This is a genomic window from Cardiobacterium hominis (genome assembly GCF_900637305.1).
GTDB classification, from domain to species: Bacteria; Pseudomonadota; Gammaproteobacteria; order Cardiobacteriales; family Cardiobacteriaceae; genus Cardiobacterium; species Cardiobacterium hominis.
In genome coordinates, this window is the sequence record NZ_LR134365.1 from 1739841 (window position 1) to 1759177 (window position 19337).

16 protein-coding genes are annotated in these 19337 nt (G+C 57.4%); 9 read left to right on the forward strand and 7 right to left on the reverse strand.

All coding sequences use genetic code 11. The features are described from left to right. Positions 1 to 101 precede the first annotated feature (101 nt). The 6 genes from EL199_RS08500 to EL199_RS08525 all read left to right on the forward strand — a co-directional run bounded on the left by EL199_RS08500 (position 102) and on the right by EL199_RS08525 (position 3972). Positions 102 to 488 carry a DUF6404 family protein gene (locus EL199_RS08500; RefSeq protein WP_004142306.1) on the forward strand — a complete coding sequence of 129 codons (387 nt, stop codon included), beginning with the start codon at positions 102 to 104 and terminating at the stop codon, positions 486 to 488. Beyond that, on the forward strand, positions 481 to 888 hold the full coding sequence (locus tag EL199_RS08505; protein ID WP_004142305.1) for a DUF6404 family protein: 408 nt from the start codon (positions 481 to 483) through the stop codon (positions 886 to 888). The genes EL199_RS08500 and EL199_RS08505 overlap by 8 nt, the downstream gene beginning before the upstream one ends. After that, positions 881 to 1411 (forward strand): hypothetical protein, encoded by a 531-nt coding sequence (locus EL199_RS08510; RefSeq protein ID WP_004142304.1) that lies wholly within the window; start codon positions 881 to 883, stop codon positions 1409 to 1411. Before EL199_RS08505 ends, EL199_RS08510 begins: the two co-directional genes overlap by 8 nt. Then, positions 1398 to 1775 carry an MmcQ/YjbR family DNA-binding protein gene (locus EL199_RS08515; protein WP_197719325.1) on the forward strand — a complete coding sequence of 126 codons (378 nt, stop codon included), beginning with the start codon at positions 1398 to 1400 and terminating at the stop codon, positions 1773 to 1775. The genes EL199_RS08510 and EL199_RS08515 overlap by 14 nt, the downstream gene beginning before the upstream one ends. Beyond that, positions 1759 to 3336 (forward strand): glutamine-hydrolyzing GMP synthase, encoded by a 1578-nt coding sequence (guaA, locus tag EL199_RS08520; protein ID WP_004142302.1) that lies wholly within the window; start codon positions 1759 to 1761, stop codon positions 3334 to 3336. The genes EL199_RS08515 and guaA overlap by 17 nt, the downstream gene beginning before the upstream one ends. A 261-nt stretch (positions 3337 to 3597) precedes the next feature. Then, positions 3598 to 3972 (forward strand): hypothetical protein, encoded by a 375-nt coding sequence (locus EL199_RS08525; RefSeq protein WP_040355626.1) that lies wholly within the window; start codon positions 3598 to 3600, stop codon positions 3970 to 3972. A gap of 109 nt (positions 3973 to 4081) precedes the next feature. Here EL199_RS08525 and EL199_RS08530 read toward each other — a convergent pair whose 3' ends face one another. Further along, positions 4082 to 5056 carry an IS30 family transposase gene (locus tag EL199_RS08530; protein WP_126316056.1) on the reverse strand — a complete coding sequence of 325 codons (975 nt, stop codon included), beginning with the start codon at positions 5054 to 5056 and terminating at the stop codon, positions 4082 to 4084. A 277-nt stretch (positions 5057 to 5333) separates the two neighbouring features. On the opposite strand from EL199_RS08530, the gene EL199_RS08535 reads away from it, so the two are divergent. Beyond that, positions 5334 to 11627 (forward strand): transglycosylase SLT domain-containing protein, encoded by a 6294-nt coding sequence (locus EL199_RS08535; RefSeq protein WP_126316057.1) that lies wholly within the window; start codon positions 5334 to 5336, stop codon positions 11625 to 11627. 84 nt (positions 11628 to 11711) lie between these two features. On the opposite strand, the gene EL199_RS08540 is transcribed toward EL199_RS08535, so the two are convergent. From EL199_RS08540 to EL199_RS08565, 6 genes are all read right to left on the reverse strand, one after another. Then, complete coding sequence (locus tag EL199_RS08540) at positions 11712 to 12257, reverse strand: NMCC_0638 family (lipo)protein (protein WP_004142299.1); 546 nt, start codon at positions 12255 to 12257, stop codon at positions 11712 to 11714. Positions 12258 to 12284: 27 nt separating this feature from the next. After that, positions 12285 to 13349: a chorismate synthase gene (aroC, locus tag EL199_RS08545; RefSeq protein WP_004142298.1), complete on the reverse strand. Its 1065-nt coding sequence runs from the start codon at positions 13347 to 13349 to the stop codon at positions 12285 to 12287. Between the two features lie 24 nt (positions 13350 to 13373). After that, entirely contained in the window at positions 13374 to 13802 is a 429-nt protein-coding gene (locus tag EL199_RS08550) for a hypothetical protein (protein ID WP_004142297.1), read from the reverse strand. A gap of 44 nt (positions 13803 to 13846) precedes the next feature. Then, positions 13847 to 14824 carry a tetratricopeptide repeat protein gene (locus tag EL199_RS08555; protein ID WP_004142296.1) on the reverse strand — a complete coding sequence of 326 codons (978 nt, stop codon included), beginning with the start codon at positions 14822 to 14824 and terminating at the stop codon, positions 13847 to 13849. A gap of 92 nt (positions 14825 to 14916) precedes the next feature. Continuing rightward, positions 14917 to 15243, reverse strand: a complete 327-nt coding sequence (locus tag EL199_RS08560) for a DUF5713 family protein (RefSeq protein ID WP_004142295.1) — start codon at positions 15241 to 15243, stop codon at positions 14917 to 14919. A gap of 11 nt (positions 15244 to 15254) precedes the next feature. Further along, positions 15255 to 15791, reverse strand: a complete 537-nt coding sequence (locus EL199_RS08565) for an adenylate kinase (RefSeq protein WP_004142294.1) — start codon at positions 15789 to 15791, stop codon at positions 15255 to 15257. A gap of 118 nt (positions 15792 to 15909) precedes the next feature. Between EL199_RS08565 and gcvH the strand changes: the two genes are divergently transcribed. Further along, the gene (gene gcvH, locus EL199_RS08570; RefSeq protein WP_004142293.1) at positions 15910 to 16275 is read left to right on the forward strand and encodes a glycine cleavage system protein GcvH; all 366 of its coding nucleotides are present in this window, start codon (positions 15910 to 15912) and stop codon (positions 16273 to 16275) included. A gap of 63 nt (positions 16276 to 16338) precedes the next feature. Continuing rightward, positions 16339 to 19179 carry an aminomethyl-transferring glycine dehydrogenase gene (gene gcvP / locus EL199_RS08575; RefSeq protein WP_040355616.1) on the forward strand — a complete coding sequence of 947 codons (2841 nt, stop codon included), beginning with the start codon at positions 16339 to 16341 and terminating at the stop codon, positions 19177 to 19179. Positions 19180 to 19337 lie beyond the last annotated feature (158 nt).

Consider the following 19337-nt stretch of genomic DNA (forward strand, 5'->3'; position numbering starts at 1 on the left):
AGGTGTGCTTTGGCGTACCGAATTTTCAAAACAATCTGCTATCTTCCGCATGGTGCGTCAAGGCGCACCTTATCATTCAGTAAGGACGAAAGGAGTGCATCATGTCTTATCCCGCTTCGATTGAGAAAGCGTTAGCCTATCTGCAAACAAAGGATATTCCTAAAGGCTACCGAAAACATCCCTGGTTTTACAGATGGCTCTGGAAAAAAGGCATAGAGATTCCACCGCCATTATTATCAGGATTTTTCACTAACATGCTCATTTTTGGGCTGATATGTGGTTTTGTTACGGCTTTAGCCATATTTTTGCTGATAGAACGCAATACATGGAGTTTCCCCGCTGATTTCTTGCTCCGCTGGGCTACTTTGGGCATTGCTACTGGGTTGGGTGGTGCATTTGGCATCAGAAGAACCCAGAAAGAATTGAAACTGTTTTCATGGCAGGAAGTACAAAATCTCCCTATAAAAACGGATAACCCTGATGTCTAAGCCGCAAAAGCCGATTATTTACCGACCCGCCAAAGTAAAGGCGCAAAACAGCGCCTATCCGCCTGCGATTAACCGCACCTTGGCACTGTTGCAATCGCTCAAGCTACCCGCCTGGTGTCAGGCAACGCCATTGCATCGTTTTTTCTGGCAGCGTGGCATATTGTTATCGCCACCGCTGTTGGCGGGTTTTATCAGTAATCTTTGTGGCTACGGTATCTTTTTTGCCCTGCTCGCAGCATTAGCGTTATCGTTTTTTTCTGCCGGGTCGCCTTGGGCGATTGGTTGCAGCAGCGTTAGCGCGGGAATTATTGGCGGGCTGATTGTCGCTTGCCGCTTTCGGGAATGGCGGGCGGAATATAATCTGCCATCGTGGCAAGAAATCTGGAGAACGCATGAGTAAGTTAAAGCAAAAACCGCTGCTGCCTTTCTGGCTGCGCATTCCGCTCGGTCTTGCCTGTTGGGCATTGGCGAGCTGGGTTTTTTTTCTTTGTCTGGCGAAAAAGCAGGATATCCCCGATGAGCTGTTTGCAGTTTGTGTTTTAGATGATGGGCGTCCAATATTGGCACGTTTGGCATCGCCGGAGCAGTGGCAAGACAAGCCGCTTTGCCGCGAGTCGCTGTATTTTGAAGATCATGAAGGTATTCGCCGTATTTATGTTGAACGCAATGGCGATAGGTTTTATGTCAGTGAATTTTTTGACAGTCCGAGCGATCCGCTGGAGTTTTCTTATCGTCTGGATGACAGCACCCATCCGCCAACGATTACGCCGTTATGGTGGCGACGAGGTACTCTGATGATAAAACCAATATCGGCATTTATCGCCATTCCTTTTGCCGTCATGCTTTACTGGATTTTGCGCAGAATGATTGTCCGCCGTTTTTATCGTGATAGAAAAAATGATTCCGCAAATGCTACTTACTGAAATTGAGCGCCGCTATGGCGTTGTGCCAGAGTATTTGTGGCGCGATGCGCCGGATTATGCGGTGTTTCGTCATGCGGAGAACCGCAAGTGGTTCGCGGTGTTGTTGAACCCGCCCGGCGTCAGGCTAGGTCTGGCGCAGACGGAGGCGGTGTGGGTGTTGAATGTGAAGGCGCTGCCGGAAAATCTGGTAATATTGCGCGGTATGGATGGCGTGTTGCCCGCTTATCATATGAACAAGTCGCATTGGCTCAGTTTGCATCTTGCTGCTTTGCCCGATGCGGTTATTTTGGATTTGCTGGATGACAGTTTCCAGCTTACCCGCAAGAAATTCAAACCAAGGATTCTCCATGACGCCCCCGCCTGATGCCGATAAAATTTTGATTCTCGATTTTGGCTCGCAAGTGACGCAACTTATTGCCCGCCGCGTGCGCGAGGCGCATGTGTATTGTGAATTGCATCCTTATGATATGCCGCTTGTCGAGATTCGCGCTTTCAAGCCAAAGGGCATTATTCTTTCCGGCGGGCCCAATTCGGTTTATGATTCGGACTATCAGGCCGATACGGGTATTTTTGCTTTGGGTGTGCCGGTGCTGGGTATTTGTTATGGCATGCAATTCATGGCGCATCATTTGGGCGGCGCGGTTTCGCCTGGGGACCAGCGCGAGTTTGGCTATGCGCAGGTGAAAACGATAGACAGCGATTTTACCCGCGGCATTCAGGATGAGGCACCGCATACGTTGGATGTGTGGATGAGTCATGGCGACAAGGTTTCGCAATTGCCGGAGGGTTTCCGCATTATTGGCGAGACGCCTTCTTGTCCGATTGCGATGATGGAAAATACGGCCAAGCATTTTTATGGCATTCAGTTTCATCCGGAGGTTACGCATACCAAGCAGGGCAGGGCGCTGATTAACCGCTTTGTCCTGGATATTTGCGGTGCGCGCCCCAGCTGGACGATGCCGAATTATATTGAGGAAGCGGTCGAGAAGATTCGCGCGCAGGTCGGCAATGATGAGGTGATTCTGGGTCTTTCCGGCGGCGTGGATTCGTCGGTTGCCGCCGCGCTCATTCACCGCGCCATTGGCGATCAGCTCACCTGCGTGTTTGTCGATCACGGCCTGCTGCGCCTCAATGAGGCGAAGAGCGTTATGCAGATGTTCGCGCGAAATCTCGGCGTGAATGTCATTCATGTGGATGCCAGCGCCGATTTTATGGCGAAGCTGGCGGGCGTTACCGATCCGGAGCAGAAGCGCAAGATTATCGGCGCCGAGTTCGTCGAGGTCTTCCAGCGCGAGGCGGGCAAGCGGGCGAATGCGCGCTGGCTGGCGCAGGGGACGATTTATCCGGATGTCATCGAATCTGCCGGCGCGAAGACGAAAAAGGCGCATGCCATCAAGAGTCACCACAATGTCGGCGGTCTGCCGGAAACGCTCAATCTCAAGTTGCTGGAGCCGCTGCGTGATCTTTTTAAGGACGAGGTACGCGAGCTGGGCGTTGCCCTCGGTCTGCCGCATGACATGGTTTATCGTCACCCGTTCCCCGGCCCCGGCCTCGGCGTGCGCATCCTCGGCGAGGTGCGGCGCGATTATGCCGACCTGCTGCGCCGCGCCGATGCGATTTTCATCGAGGAGCTGCGGCAGACGCGCGATGAAAACGGCGTGTCGTGGTATGACCGCACCAGTCAGGCGTTCGCCGTCTTCCTGCCGGTGAAATCGGTGGGGGTGATGGGCGACGGCCGTACTTATGATTATGTGGTCGCGCTGCGCGCGGTGATTACCAGCGACTTCATGACCGCGCATTGGGCGGAGCTGCCCTACAGCCTGCTCGGGCGCGTTTCCAACCGCATCATCAACGAGGTGCGCGGCATCAACCGCGTCGTGTATGACGTGAGCGGCAAACCGCCGGCGACAATTGAGTGGGAATGACGGAAGCAAAGTTGTTACCGTTATAAAGCCGTTGAAAATAGTGAGTATTAGCGATTCGTGGGAACAAAAAACGCTTGAGAGATACTATTTTGATGCTCAAAAGCTGAAAGAGTAGGTTCCAAAGATAGTTGTTGAATTTAGGTAAAAAGTTTAGAAAGCCTTTCATCATTTTGGTGGGAGGCTTTTGCGGAAAATAGAGAATGGTAAATTAGAATTTGCAACTGAAATTTTTTGTGTTTCGCGAAGGGGGAATATTGATTTATGTTTTCAATATTAGGTGCAGTATTATTTGGAGTTATAGCAATTATGACAGTTCTTGTTGCTTGCGGTTTGCCTTTGGGCGAATTTACAATGGGTGGGCAACATAAAATCTTACCTAAGAAATTTAGAGTTATGACAGCTATTTCGGTGGCTATCCAATTTTTTGCAATGATAATTATTCTGCAAGCTGGAGGTTTTATTCCCTTGTGGTTATCTTTTAAGGTTACTAAATATATTTGTTTCTTCTTTGCCGCTTACCTATCTTTGAATACTATTATGAACATGCTTTCAAAAAGCAGGAAAGAAAAATATGTTATGACTCCGTTTTCACTTATAGCCGGAATATGTTTTTGGATAACGGCATTTCAGATGTAGTATGTAAAATAAGAAATAATCTGCAGTGCGTTAAATTGGAAGTTGCAGAGGTGACTTTAATGAAAAGAATAAGCGGCAGGAATGCAGCAGGGCAGGGCGGGGCGAATTGTCAAACCAAGTGCAACGCCTTGTCAAAATGTACTTCATAAGGTGTCCTCCACTGCAAACATTTGCGCGGGCGGTTATTCAATGCCAGCACCGCCTTTTCAAGGTAATCATCTGGATATTGCGCAATATCCTGATGCTTCGGAAAATATTCACGCAACAGGCCGTTGGTGTTCTCGTTCGTGCCGCGTTGCCACGGCTGGTACGGCGGCGGAATGTATATTTTTATCCCCAACGCCTCCGCCACCACCGCATGCCGCGCAAATTCCTTGCCCCGGTCCGGCGTGATGCTGTGTACCGTCTGCTCGCGCAAGGCTTCAATCATCGCCGCATTCACGCCGTCCGCCGTCTTCTTCTCCAGCCGGACGCACCGCAGATAGCGGCTTTTGCGGTCAACCAACGTCAGCAACACCGCACCACCCACCACGCCTGCAACGGTATCAGCTTCCCAGTCGCCCATGCGCTCCCGCGCCTGTGCCTCTGGCGGACGCGCCGACAGCGCATGCTCAACCGGGAAGTTATCACGTGTCGGCTCGCCCTTGCGCCGCCGCTTCTTGCCACGGTGGCGCAGCCTTTGCTTGCCGCTTATCACCCAGTCGGGGTCATTGAAACGCTTGGCGTAGATACCGCGGTAGATAGTCGCGTAGCTGATGGCGTGCGGACGGCCTTCGTGGCGCAAGCGGTACTGAATCTGCTCCGGCGACCAGTGCAGTTTCAGAAACCTCTCCTTGACCAGGGCAAAAAGTTCCGGGTCATCAAGTTTACGCTTGCGGCGGCAGAGCTTACGCCTGCTGTCGTATTTCTCCTGCGCCTTGTTGGCGTCGTAGCTTTCGCCATCGCTATTGCGCTTCAGTTCGCGCAAGATGGTGCATCTGTGACGCTTCAACATGGTGGCAATAGCGGCGGGGCAATGACCTTGGTTGAACAAGGTCATTATGCAACCCCGCTCAATGGGCGTAATATGACTGTAGGCATCCATTTTCGGTCTCCTGCAATGTTTTGATGTTTTTTGCAGTATCGCTTATGGATGTCTTTTTTGTGGCTGTTGCACTTGAATTGTAAATTCGCCAATGCTTGTCCCAGAGGGAGAGGGGCTTGTTAAGTGAATTGTCAGCACGCCCTAAGAATCCTGCGTTGGCAGGATTTTTTATGCGCGGCGGCGGGGCAAAAAGCTAACCTATTACAAAAACATTACCCTTTTATCATGGCAAGGAAATTGCTAGTAGCCAACAGTAAAAACCTAACCGGGAAGCCCCATGAACCGCTCCATCGCCCTTGAAATCCATGACACCGCTGGCAACACCATCGCCCAATACCATCTCGAAAGCGCGGGCGGTGCGCAACACATTGATGCGGTTAGTGGTGCCTACTATCAGTTCACTGATCTGACTACGGGGCTTGGCCCGGAAGGCCTCTCGACTGCGCGCGCGGGCGATGACTTGCTCGTCCACCTTGATGGCGACAAGCAACCCGAGCTTGTCATCGAAAATTACTACAGCCAGGGACAGGGCGCGCTGGTCGGCATGCAAGAAAACGGCGGGCTTGCCAGTTATCCGGTTGCCAGCGCGCCGGAGCATACGCTCGCCAGCGAAATCATTACCGAGCAGCCGCTGGGCGCTGATCAGCCAGCGCTTGCCCCGCTCGGCGTGTTGGGCGCGGTCGGTCTGGTCGCCGGTAGCATCGCCTTCGCCCGCGACCACGGTTACAAGGGTGATAGCGGTAATAACCCGCAGCCACAGCCAAACTCGCAACCGCAGCCGAATCCGCAACCGCAGCCGAATCCACAACCACAGCCGAATCCGCAACCGCAGCCAAATCCGCAACCGCAGCCAAATCCGCAACCGCAGCCGAACCCGCAACCACAGCCGAATCCGCAGCCGCAGCCAAATCCGCAACCACAGCCAAATCCGCAACCACAGCCAAATCCGCAACCACAGCCAAATCCGCAACCACAGCCAAATCCGCAACCACAGCCAAACCCGCAACCGCAGCCAAACCCGCAACCGCAGCCAAACCCGCAACCGCAGCCAAACCCGCAACCGCAGCCAAACCCGCAACCGAATCATCCGCCGACGGGCAAAGTTACCATTACAGGTGTGGCGAAAGTCGGGCAGACGCTCACTGCCGCGAACGATCTCCAAGACGAAGACGGCCTTGGCACCATTACCTATCGCTGGTTTGCGGATAACCAAGAAATAGGGCAGGGCGCCACTTACCAAATCCGTGCCGCTGACAAAGGCAAAACCCTCACCGTCAAAGCCGAATACACCGATGGCAAAGGGCACGCGGAAATAGTGGAAAGTGCGAAAACCGCGCCAGTAAGCGAAGACAATACGCCGCAGCCGCCGCAAAACCACGCGCCGACCGATATTGCGCTTTCCGCAAGTGATATTGCCGAGGGCAAAGACGGCGCGAGCGTGGGCAAACTGACCACCACCGACCCCGATGCGGGCGACACGCACACTTATAAAGTCAGCGACGACCGCTTTGAAGTCGCCGCCGATGGCACGTTGAAGCTGAAAGCAGGGCAGCATCTCGACTACGCGGCGGAAAAAACCATCAACCTTACCGTCACCGCGACCGACGCGGGTGGGCTCTCCACGCAAAAAACGTTCACCCTGCAAGTGCAGGACGACCCGAATTACCTAACGCCGCAGCCGCAACCGCCGCAGAATCACGCGCCGACGGACATTGCCCTTTCTGAAAGCCAAATCGCCGAGGGCAAAGACGGCGCGACCGTGGGCAAACTGACCACCACCGACCCCGACGCGGGCGACCGCCACACGTATACCGTCAACGACAGCCGCTTTGAAGTAGCGAGCGACGGCACGCTGAAGCTGAAAGCGGGGCAGCATCTTGACTATGCGACGGAAAAAACCGTCGCACTCACCGTCACCGCCACCGACGCGGGCGGACTCTCCACGCAAAAAACCTTTACCTTGAGCGTACAGGACGACCCAAATTACCCCACGCCGCAACCGCAGCCGCCGCAAAACCATGCGCCGACGGACATCGCCCTTTCCGCAAGCAACATCGCCGAGGGTAAAGATGGTGCGACTGTGGGCAAACTGACGACGACCGACCCCGACACGGGCGACCGCCACACGTATACCGTCAGCGACAGCCGTTTTGAAGTGGCAAGCGACGGCACGTTGAAGCTGAAAGCGGGGCAGCATCTCGATTACGCGAGCGAAAAAACCGTCAACCTTACCGTCACCGCGACCGACGCGGGCGGACTCTCCACGCAAAAAACCTTCACCCTGAGCGTTCAGGACGACCCGAACTACCCGACGCCACAGCCGCAACCGCAGCCGAATCGACTCGGCACGGTGGAAATCAGCGGCGTGGCGAAGGTCGGCGAGACGCTGCTCGCGACCGTCAGCGATGCCGACGGCGTGCCGAACGATGTGGCGTATAAATGGTTCGCCGATGGGCAGGAAATTGCCGGTGCCGCGGCCGCGACCTTCAAGCTGACCAATGCCGAGAAAGACAAGAGCATCACCGTACAGGCGCTTTATACCGACGCGCGCGGCACGGCAGAGCAGCCGTTGAGCGCAGCCACCGACAAAGTCGCTGATACCACCGCGCCGGGCGCAAACGGCGCGGGCAAAGTCGCCATTGCTGGCACGGCGAAAGTCGGGCAGACGCTAACAGCCGCGGTTACCGACCCGGATGGCGTGCCGGACAAGGTGGAATATCAATGGTTTGCCGATGGCGCCGCCATCCGTGGCGCGACCGGCAGCAGCTACATCCTCACCGATGCCGAGAAATACAAAGTTATCAGCGTCAGCGCGCGCTACACCGACCTCGCCGGACACGCGGAAAGCGTCAAGGGCGACATCGCCCCCGGCGACATCAATACCAGCATCAGCCCGGACTTCCTCGCCCGTCAGGCGCAGTACAAAGACCTCATCAACAGCGTCGCGCACAAATACGACATCGACAAGGCGCTCATCCACGCCATCATCAGCGTAGAAAGCGCCTACCGGCAGGAACACGTCGCCCCGACCAACGGCGCCGTCGGCCTGATGCAGCTCGCGCCCGCCACCGCCCAAATGCTCGGCGTCAACCCGCACAACGCCGCGGAGAACGTCGATGGCGGCGTGCGTTACTTCAAAACACAGCTCGACCGCTTCCACGACGTCAACCTCGCGCTCGCCGCCTACTACGACGGCCCGCAAACCGTAGAAAAACACGGCAACCAGGTGCCGCCGTTTGCCAGCACCAAGCGCTACCTGGACCGCGTCCACGGCTATCAGGACATCTACCAGAACGAGCGCCCGGAACTCATCAACGACCTCGGCACCCTGCGCGTCAGCGGCGAAGCGAAAATAGGCGCGAACCTCGCCGCGGAAATCAGCGACTACGACGGCGTTGACCCGGCAAAAGTACAGTACCAATGGCAGCGCGACGGCAAAGCCATCGACGGCGCCACCGGCAAAACCTACCCCCTGCAAGCCGCCGACGCAGGCAAAACCATCACCCTGCACGCCGAATACCAAGACGGCCGCGGCGTCAAAGAAACCCTGGACAGCAGCGCCATCACCCCGCCGCCCGCGAACAACCACGCGCCGACCGGCAGCGTCATCATCAGCGGCACGGCAAAAGTCGGCCAAACCCTCACCGCCTCGAACGACCTGCAAGACGCCGACGGCATCGGCGCCATCACCTACCGCTGGTTTGCCGACGGCACAGAAATCGGGCAGGGCGCGACCTACCAAATCCGCGCGGCGGACAAAGGCAAGAGCATCACCGTCAAAGCCGAATACACCGACGGCCAGGCGCACGCCGAAAGCGTCGCCAGCCAGCCGACCGCCGCCGTCAGCGAAGACGCGCCCAACCAGCCGGGCAGCGTCAACATCACCGGTGAAGCCAAAATCGGCGGCATACTGACCGCGCAAGTCGCCGACGGCGACGGCGTTGACCCGGCGCAAGTCCAATACCAATGGCAGCGCGACGGCCAGCCCATCGACGGCGCGACCGCAAAAACCTACCAGCTCACCGCCGCCGACGCTGGCCACAAAATCAGCGTACAGGCGACCTACGACGACCAAGCGGCGCACCACGAAACCCCGACCAGCCCGGCAAGCGACATCGCCGCCGCCGACCCGCACGCGGGCGCGATAACCGTCAGCGGCGCGGCAAAAGTCGGCGCGGTGCTGACCACCGCCATCACCGATGCCGACGGCGTGCCGAAAACCGGCATCCATTACCAATGGTATGCCGACGGCAAAGCCATCGACGGCGCCACACACGAGGTGTACCGCATCCGCCCCGATGACATCGGCAAGCACATCAGCGTGCAGGCAAACTACACCGACAACGGCGGCCATGCAGAAACCACCAACACCGCCGCTGTTGCGCAAAATGTAGCCGACAACCCGGCGACACAAAGCGCACACGGCCACAAACTCTACGCGCATGAGGAGTTTGGCAAATACATCGACGCGCGCGACTTCGGCGTCAACCCGGCAAACGCCGACAACACCGCCGCGCTCAAAGCGGCGCTCAAAGCGGCGGACGACGAAGGCGCGGCGCTCTACCTCGGCGCGGGAACCCTCAAACTGCACGAACAAATCCGCATCGGCGCCGACGTACACGACAAAAGCGGCAAACTCATCCAGGAAGGCTACGAAAACGTGCGCGCCATCTTCGGCGCGGGTGCGGGCGAGACCCACCTCACCTTTGACTGGCAGCAAACCGAAGGCGAGCGCTTCTACCCGCGGGCGAAAGACGACCGCTTCAACCCCTGGAACAACCGTACCAACGTCAACCCCTATGCGGCAATCCTGATAGACGGCGTCAACGGCAAAAGCGTGGCCGACCTCAGCCTCGAATACCAGCACAAAACCGCGGAGGACTTCTACCAAAAAACCAAAAGCTACTTCGGCCTGATTAACGGCATCATCGTCAATGACGCCGACCACACCAAAATCGACACCGTAGAAATATCAGGCATGAACCGTGCCGGCGTTTACTTCACCTCAACCCTGGCAGAAAGCAGCGGCGCGCGCGACAAACTGAAAACCCACCAAATCAGCGAAGCGGACGCTCCCACCGGCGACAACAACCAGCTCATCTACAGCAACCTGCACCATAACCGCGTGGCAGGCGCGCTCGTCGCCTTCCAGAAAAACTTCACCGCTGACAGCAACCATCTCGCCTGGAACGGCCACGAAGCCGACGGCGGCACCGGCTACGGCATCGCCAGTATGGCGGGCAGCTACGGCTTTGGCATCACCTACAGCCGCAACACCACCGACCACAACTACCGCAAAGGGCTGGACATCCACGACGGCAACCACATCACCATCGAAAACAACACCCTAAACGGCGACCGCCTGTACGGCATTGGCGTCTATAACCGCCAGTTCACCATGGATGACGTCACCATCCGTAACAACCACATCACCGCAGACCCCAAATTCCGGCTTGCCACCGACGACGGCGATGAAATAGCAGGAGGCACACCCAACTACCACCTCTACAGCGGCATACAAATACAGACCAACACCCAGCCCCTAATCCAAGACCTGCAAAGCAAAGGGCCGGGCAAATTCGACATCAGCGACAACACCATCAGCGGCCTCGAAATCTACCAGAACGGCGTCCAGACCTACGGCATCGAATTCCGCAACCACGAGCCGACGATGAACTACGCGCTCAACATCCGCGGCAACCACATCAGCGGCGAATCGAGCAAATATCTCATCGGCATCCTGAACCAGACACAGCACAAAAACGGCAGCGTTGGCGCAGGAAGCGGCGACATCACCATCGAAAACAACACTATGGAACTCGCCCGCAGCGGACGCGACACCGCACCGATCTACCTCGAAGAAAAAGGCCAAATCAGCACCCTGCGCGGTAGCGTCAAAATTAACCACAATGCGCTCACCCTCCGCGAAGCCAGCGAGGGCGCCACCGAAGCCATTGCCATGCACGGCAACGCCAAAACCTACGACGTCGGGCATAACACCTTCGAACTGCATGGCAACGTGCATGACCGCCCGGTTGTCCGCATCAACGGCTCCAGCAGCAGCGCCAAACCGCATCTGAACCTGCACGACAACACCTTCCAGACAGAAGACCATTTTGACGCGAGCTGGCTCAAATATGGCAACGCCAGCGTCGAGACGCACAACAACACCCTAAACGGCAAAGCGCTTGTCACCGCTGGCTCGCCCTATCAACACGAAACCCCGCAACTGCTGCACGACCACGACGGCTACCACCTTAACGCCGAAACCGCGCTGCATTACCCGTTGCCTGCGGCGCAACCCGCCAAACACGCCCCCTACGACAGCCTGGAAACAGACAAACTGCATGAGCTGCTGGAAACCCACGGCAACGAACACCATGCAGCCCCCGCGCACGCGCCCTACGACAGCCTGGAAGCAAACAAACTGCATGAGCTGCTGGGAGCCCACGGCGGCGCAAACCACGAACACGGCGCGACGGCAAAAACAGCGGCCCCGCACTACGACGCGACCCACCAACACAACCCGGTTCCACACCTGCCGCAAGAAGATCCCTACACCATTCTCTAAAAGCCCGTTTGCGGCAATGCCAATGCGTTAGCCCGCATGAAAAACGGTGCGCCCAAGCGCACCGTTTTCGCAGGATGAGAGGCCTCAATCTTTGGCGAGAATGGCGACGCTGATCATCGCCTGGATTTTGCTTTGCGGGTCGGTAGAGGTGGTGAGCATGAAGGTCGGTTTGTCTTCGCTGTCGGATGCTTTCCACTGGTAGGTAATGGTGTGGGTTTTGATGCCGTCGATGGTGTCGTGCGTGTCTTCGTAGGGTTCGGCGGTAAAGCCTTCCGGCGGTTTTTTGACGAAATCGAGGTACTGTTTTTCGACGCGCGCGGCGTCAGCGTGATAGGCGTAGAGCGCGCAGTGTTCGTGCTCCGGCATGACGGCGATGACGTAATTCTCGGGTTCGTGCGGCACGATCCACGCCTTGCCGTTGTAGCCGCGCAGGAAGTTCTGCGCGTCTTCTGCCGGGACGGGCGGGAAGTCGGCCAGCTTTTCGGTCAGCTTGTCCAGTTCGGGCAGGTAGGCGAAGCAGGTGCTGCTGTAGAGTTTGGTGAAATCGTCGGCCTGTTTTTGTCCGTCGCTGGCCGCGAGTGCGGTTTGGCAGGCGAGGACGGCGAGCAGGGGGAGGAGGGTTTTGTGCATGGTTGGTTCCAGTTGGGGTGGGAATGTTTAGCGGCCGTTCTGCCCGCGTTGGCGCAGGTAGTGGTCGGCCAGGGTCAGCGCCAGCATCGCCTCGACAATGGGGCAGGCGCGCAGGGCGACGCAGGGGTCGTGTCGCCCTTTGGTAACGACTTCCACGTCCGCGCCGTGCACGTCCGTGCTGTGGCCGGGGATGAGGATGCTGCTGGTCGGTTTGAAGGCGGCGCGGGCGAGGATGGTCTGGCCGCTACTGATACCGCCGAGGATGCCGCCCGCGTGGTTGCTGGCAAAGCCGCTTGCGGCGCGGCGCTCGTCGCGGTTCTCGCTGCCGCGTTTTTGGATGACCGCAAAGCCGTCGCCGATTTCTACGCCTTTGACGGCGTTGATGCTCATCAGGGCTTTGGCGATGTCGGCGTCAAGGCGGTCGAAGACGGGTTCGCCGAGGCCGGCGGGGACGTTTTCGGCGATGACGGTGATTTCTGCGCCGATGCTGTCGCCATCGCGGCGGATGTCGGCGAGGTAGCGGTCGAGCAGCGCGGTCTGGTGATCGTTCGGGCAGTTAAACGGGTTTTCGCTGACGTGTTTCCAGTCCGCGAAGTCGAGGCGGTGTTCGCCGATTTGCGAGACGTAGCTGCGGATGCGAGTGCTGGCGAGGTGGGCGAGGATTTGTTTGGCGATTGCGCCGCCGGCGACGCGGATGGCGGTTTCGCGCGCCGATGCGCGTCCGCCGCCGCGGTAGTCGCGGATGCCGTATTTGGCGTGGTAGGTGTAGTCGGCGTGGCCGGGGCGGTATTGGTCTTTGATGGCGCCGTAGTCGCGGCTGCGCTGGTCTTCGTTGTGGATGAGCAGGCCGATGGGCGTGCCGGTGGTCTTGCCTGCAAAGATGCCGGAGAGGAGGCGGAGGCGGTCGTCTTCCTGGCGCGGGGTAACGTGGCGCGAGGTGCCGGGTTTGCGCCGGTCGAGTTCGGCCTGGATGGCGGCTTCGTCCAGCGGGATGCCCGCCGGAGCGCCATCGAGAACGCCGCCGATGGCCGCGCCGTGGCTTTCGCCGTAGGTGGTGAGGATGAGGTTTTGTCCGATGCTGTTTCCGCTCATGGGTGGGGTCCTTGCCTGGGTGCGTTAGTTTTCATCTTCGTCTTCGTCTGCTGCGCCAGGCAGCGCAATAGCGGCGGTGATGGTGCCGTTGGCAATGCCCAGGGCGAGGTCGAGCCAAAGCAACGCTAGTTTGCTGTCGGGTTCGTTGAAATAACCGGTGCGGGTCATTACGGCGGTACAAAAGAAAGCAGCGAGGAAGGAAATCAGCGTTGCGACGACAAAGCCCGCTAAGGTTTTGCGCAGGCGGAAAGCGGCGATGAAATTTCCGCCCGCGATGACGGCAGCCGCCGGCGCAATGAGCAGCAAAATGGTGGTGAACGTCGGATTGTCGGTTGGCATTTGCAGGCGGGGCAGGGCGAAATACACGGCGACTGCCACCGCAATACTCAAGGGAATGCCGCAAAGGGCAAAGCGACGGAAAGTAGCGGTTTTGGGATAACGATTGGCGGACATGATTTACTCCGTGGGTTTTATGGTGCAGACAAATCGCAATAAATTTAGAACGTTTGTAAAGCATTCTTGGCCTTTTCATTGCCAAGAGCGGCGGCTTTTTCTAGCCATTCACGGGCTTTTTCTATATCTTTGGCGACGAAATCGCCGGAATAGTATCTTCCGGCAAGTACCAATTGCGCATCGGCATTCCCCAGCACAGCAGAACGCTCCAGATACGCCATTCCTTTGTCAGCATCTTTTTCCACACCGTTGCCATTGAGATAGATAAGGGCAACGATATAGAGGGCGTATATATCATCTTGTGCTGCCGCCATTTCGTAATATTCGCATGCTTTGGTTGCATCTTCTTCACCTCCCAAGCCCTCGGTGTAGTAATCACCCAAGTATTTTTGTGCGAGGCTTTCACCTGCTGCTGCCGATTTTTCCAACCATTCTCGCGCTTGTTGGTAATCCTGTTTGACGCCTGTACCATTCAAGTACATGATGCCCAGCATTCCTTGTGCCCTTGCATCATTCATGGCTGCCGCTCTTTCAAACCATGTCTTGGCTTTTTGATAATCTTGTCTGCCATATTCTTCTTGGTAATACATCAACCCGAGATCAAATCGTGCCGATACATCTCCGGCAATTGCGCCTTTTTCGAACCATACAAATGCTTGGTTGTAATCTTTTGTTACCCCCAATCCTTCATGATAAAGGTGTGCTAATTGTCCATATGCCATTTCCATTTCTTGCGCTGCCGCTTTTTTGAGCCATTCGTAGGCTTTATCGTATTCTTTGGCGCCTAGATATTTTGAAGCATAATTAAATTGGGCAACGGCATCGCCTTGTTCTGCTAATTTTTTCAGTTGAAGCATGCCTTTTTCATGGTTGCCATGATGAATTTCCCAAAGAATTTGTCCCATTTCACCGGTGGACTTAGCTTCCACATAATCTATTTTTTCTCCTAAAAGAGGTGTGTCCGCTATAGGACGATAACCAAAGCGGCGGGCCATATTAAGCAGAAGGGATTTGAATTTCATGTTAACTCCGGTGGATAGTGATAAATCGGTGCTACAGCGCCATGCGTTTTTTAATAAAAATCCCGCAACATGGCGGGATTTTTTAGCACGATTTACCATTCACGCTCGCGCAAGGCTTCTTCAAGGTCAATAGCAATGCGGTATTTTTGCAGGAGGTAATCCACGGCTTCGGCAATGGAGTCGCGGGCGACGGTTTCTATTTCGCTGTCGTTTTCGTCGAATTCGCTTTCCAGATCGTTAATTGCCCGTGTCATTGTGTCCAGATGGCTTTGGATGACGGCGGTATTGGTTTCGCCAGCGGTTAGCACGGTTTCGACTTTGTCGATTTCCGCCTTGATTTTATCGACGAGGAAATTGGGGAAGTATTCGTCGTCGTACATTTCATAAAGCGGCTGGTAATCGGCGTCAAATGCGCTCATGCTGTCCCGCTTTATGCCAATGCTGCTTCAATGCGTGCGCGGATGGCGTCCAGTTCGCCGCTGCCGTCAATGCTGCGCAGTTTGCCCTGTGTTTCGTAATAGGCAATCAGCGGTTTGGTTTGTGCTTCAAAGACGGCAAGGCGGTTGCGGATGGTTTCTTCGTTGTCGTCGCTTCTGCCGCGGGCGAGCATGCGTTTGACGATTTCTTCGTTATCTACTTGCAGCTCGATCACGCGGTCGATTTGGCTGCCGCGGCCGGCGAGGAGTTTGTCCAGCGCTTCGGCTTGCGCGATGGTGCGCGGGAAGCCGTCGAAAAGTGCGCCTTTTTCGCTGAGGCGCGCGGCTATCATCGCAATCACGATGTCGTCAGAGACCAGCGCGCCGCTTTCCATGATGCTTTTCGCCTGGCGGCCGAGGTCGCTGTCGGCGGCGATTTCGGCGCGCAGCATGTCGCCGGTGGAGAGGTGGGTGAGTCCGTGTTGTTCGATGAGGAATGCCGCTTGTGTGCCTTTGCCTGAGCCGGGTGCGCCGAGCAGGATGATGTTCATGTTTTTTCCTGTGTTTTGTGGTGTGTGGGAGCGCGCAGGTTATCACATTGTCGCGGCTTTTTCTTGTGTTAGAATGTTGTGGCTTTCTGCACTTTCTTTATTTTTATGAGGTGTTTTTATGTTGAAGTTTACTGATGATCATGAGTGGATTCGCGTCGAGGGTTCGATTGGCACTGTCGGGATTACGGATTTTGCCCAGGATGCGTTGGGCGATATTGTTTTTGTGGAATTGCCGGAGGTCGGCCGTCAGCTGGCTGTCGGCGATGAGGCCGCGGTGATTGAGTCGGTGAAGGCCGCCGGCGAGGTGAAAAGTCCGGTGTCCGGTGAGGTGATTGAGGTCAATCAGGCGCTGGTCGATCAGCCAAATTTGCTTAATTCTGCCGCGGAATCGGAGGGTTGGGTGTATAAGGTGCAGCTTGCCGATATTGCCGAGCTGGATGGTTTGATGGATGAGGCCGCCTACCGCGATTTCGCCCAGAAGTAATTGCTTTTTTGTGTAGCGCCACGCGAGTGGCGCTTTTTCGCTTTTTTTATTGAGGATTTTGTCGTGTCTGCTCATGCGCCTTTTGTCTCCCGTCATATTGGTCCTTCTCCCGCCGAGCAGGAGAAGATGCTGAAGCTGTTGGGTTTTAGCCGTCTGGATGATTTTGTTGATGCGGTGGTGCCGCAGGATATTCGTCGCAAGGAGATGCGTTTGCCCGCGCCGCTTTCGGAGCGCGAGGCGCTGGCAGCGTTGCAGAAGATTGCCAACAAGAACCAGGTGTTCCGCTCGCTGATTGGTCAGGGGTATTACGGCACGGTGGTGCCGCCGGTGATTCTGCGCAATGTGCTGGAGAATCCGGCGTGGTACACCTCTTACACGCCGTACCAGCCGGAGATTTCGCAGGGGCGTCTGGAAGCGCTGCTGAATTTCCAGACGATGGTCTGCGATTTGACCGGCATGGAAATCGCCAACGCCTCGTTGCTTGATGAAGCGACAGCGGCGGCAGAAGCGATGATGCTGGCGCGGCGGCAGAGCAAGGCAAAGTCCAATGTATTTCTCGTCGATCAGCGCGTGCATCCGCAGACGATTGACGTCCTTCTCACCCGCGCCGGTTATCAGGACATTGAAATCGCGGTGGTTGATTGCAAAAACGAACTGCCGCAGACGGAATACTTCGGCGTGCTGGTGCAATATCCGGACACGCACGGCCATGTTGCCGATTACCGCGGTCTCGCGGAAATCGCCCATGCCAACGGCGCGGTGCTGGTAGTGGCGACCGACCTCCTCGCGCTGACCATCCTCACCCCGCCCGGCGAATGGAACGCCGACATCGTCGTCGGCAACGCGCAGCGCTTCGGCGTGCCGCTCGGCTTCGGCGGGCCGCACGCGGCATTCATGGCAACGCGCGACAGCTTCAAGCGCGCCATGCCCGGCCGCCTCGTCGGCATTTCTGTGGATAGCCACGGCAAACCCGCCTACCGCCTCGCCCTGCAAACGCGCGAACAGCACATCCGCCGCGAAAAAGCGACCAGTAACGTCTGCACCGCGCAAGCGCTGCTCGCCATCATGGCGGGCTGCTACGCCGTCTGGCACGGCGCCGAAGGCCTGCGCGAAATCGGCGTGCGCGTACACCGCCTCGCCACCCAGCTGGCACTCACCCTGGAAAAACACCACTTCAAATTTACCTACGAAAACTTCTTCGACACCCTGCACATTGACGTTGGCTCACGTGCCGACCTCATCATGCAGCGCGCGCTTGACGCGGGCTACAACCTGCGCCGCATTGACGCCAGCAGCATCGGCGTCTCGCTGGACGAACTGAGTAGTGAAGCCGAAGTCAAACTGCTCGTCGCCATCTTCACCGGACGCAACGAAGAAATCCCGCTGGAAAAACCGCAGGCAATGCTGCCCGCCTTCGCCGTGCGCAGCAGCCAGTACCTCGACCACCCCGTATTCAAGGAACACCGCAGCGAGACCGAAATGATGCGCTACCTGCGCAAACTCTCCGACTGGGATTTGGCGCTTGACCGCACCATGATTCCGCTCGGCTCCTGCACGATGAAACTGAACGCCGCCAGCGAAATGATGCCCGTCACCTGGCGTCAATTCAGCGACATCCACCCCTTCGCCCCGCTCGAACAAGCCGAAGGCTACCGCGAAATGTTCGACGAACTCGAAGCCATGCTGGCAGAAGCCACCGGCTACGACGCCGTTTCGCTCCAGCCCAACTCCGGCGCACAAGGCGAATACGCCGGTCTGCTCGCCATCCGCGCCTACCACGAAAGCCGCGGCGACAGCCAGCGCAACATCTGCCTCATCCCGCAGTCTGCGCACGGCACCAACCCGGCATCGGCGGCGCTCGCCGGCATGGAAGTCGTCATCGTCGCCTGCGACGAAGACGGCGACATCGACATCGCCGACCTCGTCCTCAAAGCCGAAGAACACGCCGACCGCCTCGCCGCCATCATGGTCACCTACCCCTCAACGCACGGCATCTTCGAGCGCAACATCCGCGAACTCTGCGCCATCATCCACGGCTACGGCGGCCAGGTGTACCTCGATGGCGCCAACTTCAACGCCCAGGTCGGCCTCGCCGCGCCCGGTCACTACGGCTCCGACGTCTCCCACCTGAACCTGCACAAAACCTTCGCCATCCCGCACGGCGGCGGCGGCCCCGGCGTTGGCCCCATCGCCGTCAAAGAACACCTCAAACCCTTCCTGCCCGGCCACAGTGTCGTGCCGCTCGAACACCGCGGCGGACTGGCGGTCAGTGCCGCGCCGTGGGGCAGCGCGCTGGTGGACGTCATCCCGTGGATGTACCTGCGCATGATGGGGGCGGACGGCCTGAAAAAAGCGAGCCAGGTTGCCATCCTGAACGCCAACTACATCGCCGCCCGCCTCAAAGGCGCGTACGACGTGCTTTACAGCGATGCCGACGGCCACGTCGCGCACGAATGCATCATCGACGTCCGCCCGTACAAAGACAGCGCTGGCGTCAGCGTTGATGACATCGCCAAACGCCTGATGGACTACGGCTTCCACGCGCCGACCATGAGCTTCCCCGTCCCCGGCACACTGATGATAGAGCCGACCGAAAGCGAAACCCTGGCCGAACTCGACCGCTTCTGCGACGCCATGCTCGCCATTCGCGAAGAAATCCGCCGCATCGAAAACGGCGAATGGACGCACGAAGACAACCCGCTGGTAAACGCGCCGCATACCCTGGCCGACCTCACCGGCGACTGGAACCGCGGCTATGACCGCAAGACGGCGGTCTTCCCGCTCGACGGCATGAATCCGGGCAAATACCTGACCCCGGTGAACCGCATCGACAACGCCTACGGCGACCGCCACCTCATCTGTACCTGCCCGTCGCCCATCGACTGGGAACCGCCGAAGGCCTGACACCCGGCAATCTCAAAACCATCGGGCGGCCAAGGCACGCCCGACAAACCAAACGCGCTACCTTTGGGGTAGCGCGTTTTGCTTATATCAGCGCCGAGGCGCACCATTGATAAGAAAGAAATATTTCCGCGACGGTGCGCCGAGGCGCCCCCTTGTAT

What these genes read in the sequence shown, in the direction of transcription:
- EL199_RS08500 (WP_004142306.1), top strand. Translation starts at nt 102, where the DNA reads ATGTCTTATCCCGCTTCGATTGAGAAAGCGTTAGCCTATCTGCAAACA.
- EL199_RS08505 (WP_004142305.1), top strand. Translation starts at nt 481, where the DNA reads ATGTCTAAGCCGCAAAAGCCGATTATTTACCGACCCGCCAAAGTAAAG.
- EL199_RS08510 (WP_004142304.1), top strand. Translation starts at nt 881, where the DNA reads ATGAGTAAGTTAAAGCAAAAACCGCTGCTGCCTTTCTGGCTGCGCATT.
- EL199_RS08515 (WP_197719325.1), top strand. Translation starts at nt 1,398, where the DNA reads ATGCTACTTACTGAAATTGAGCGCCGCTATGGCGTTGTGCCAGAGTAT.
- guaA (WP_004142302.1), top strand. Translation starts at nt 1,759, where the DNA reads ATGACGCCCCCGCCTGATGCCGATAAAATTTTGATTCTCGATTTTGGC.
- EL199_RS08525 (WP_040355626.1), top strand. Translation starts at nt 3,598, where the DNA reads ATGTTTTCAATATTAGGTGCAGTATTATTTGGAGTTATAGCAATTATG.
- EL199_RS08530 (WP_126316056.1), bottom strand. Translation starts at nt 5,056, where the DNA reads ATGGATGCCTACAGTCATATTACGCCCATTGAGCGGGGTTGCATAATG.
- EL199_RS08535 (WP_126316057.1), top strand. Translation starts at nt 5,334, where the DNA reads ATGAACCGCTCCATCGCCCTTGAAATCCATGACACCGCTGGCAACACC.
- EL199_RS08540 (WP_004142299.1), bottom strand. Translation starts at nt 12,257, where the DNA reads ATGCACAAAACCCTCCTCCCCCTGCTCGCCGTCCTCGCCTGCCAAACC.
- aroC (WP_004142298.1), bottom strand. Translation starts at nt 13,349, where the DNA reads ATGAGCGGAAACAGCATCGGACAAAACCTCATCCTCACCACCTACGGC.
- EL199_RS08550 (WP_004142297.1), bottom strand. Translation starts at nt 13,802, where the DNA reads ATGTCCGCCAATCGTTATCCCAAAACCGCTACTTTCCGTCGCTTTGCC.
- EL199_RS08555 (WP_004142296.1), bottom strand. Translation starts at nt 14,824, where the DNA reads ATGAAATTCAAATCCCTTCTGCTTAATATGGCCCGCCGCTTTGGTTAT.
- EL199_RS08560 (WP_004142295.1), bottom strand. Translation starts at nt 15,243, where the DNA reads ATGAGCGCATTTGACGCCGATTACCAGCCGCTTTATGAAATGTACGAC.
- EL199_RS08565 (WP_004142294.1), bottom strand. Translation starts at nt 15,791, where the DNA reads ATGAACATCATCCTGCTCGGCGCACCCGGCTCAGGCAAAGGCACACAA.
- gcvH (WP_004142293.1), top strand. Translation starts at nt 15,910, where the DNA reads ATGTTGAAGTTTACTGATGATCATGAGTGGATTCGCGTCGAGGGTTCG.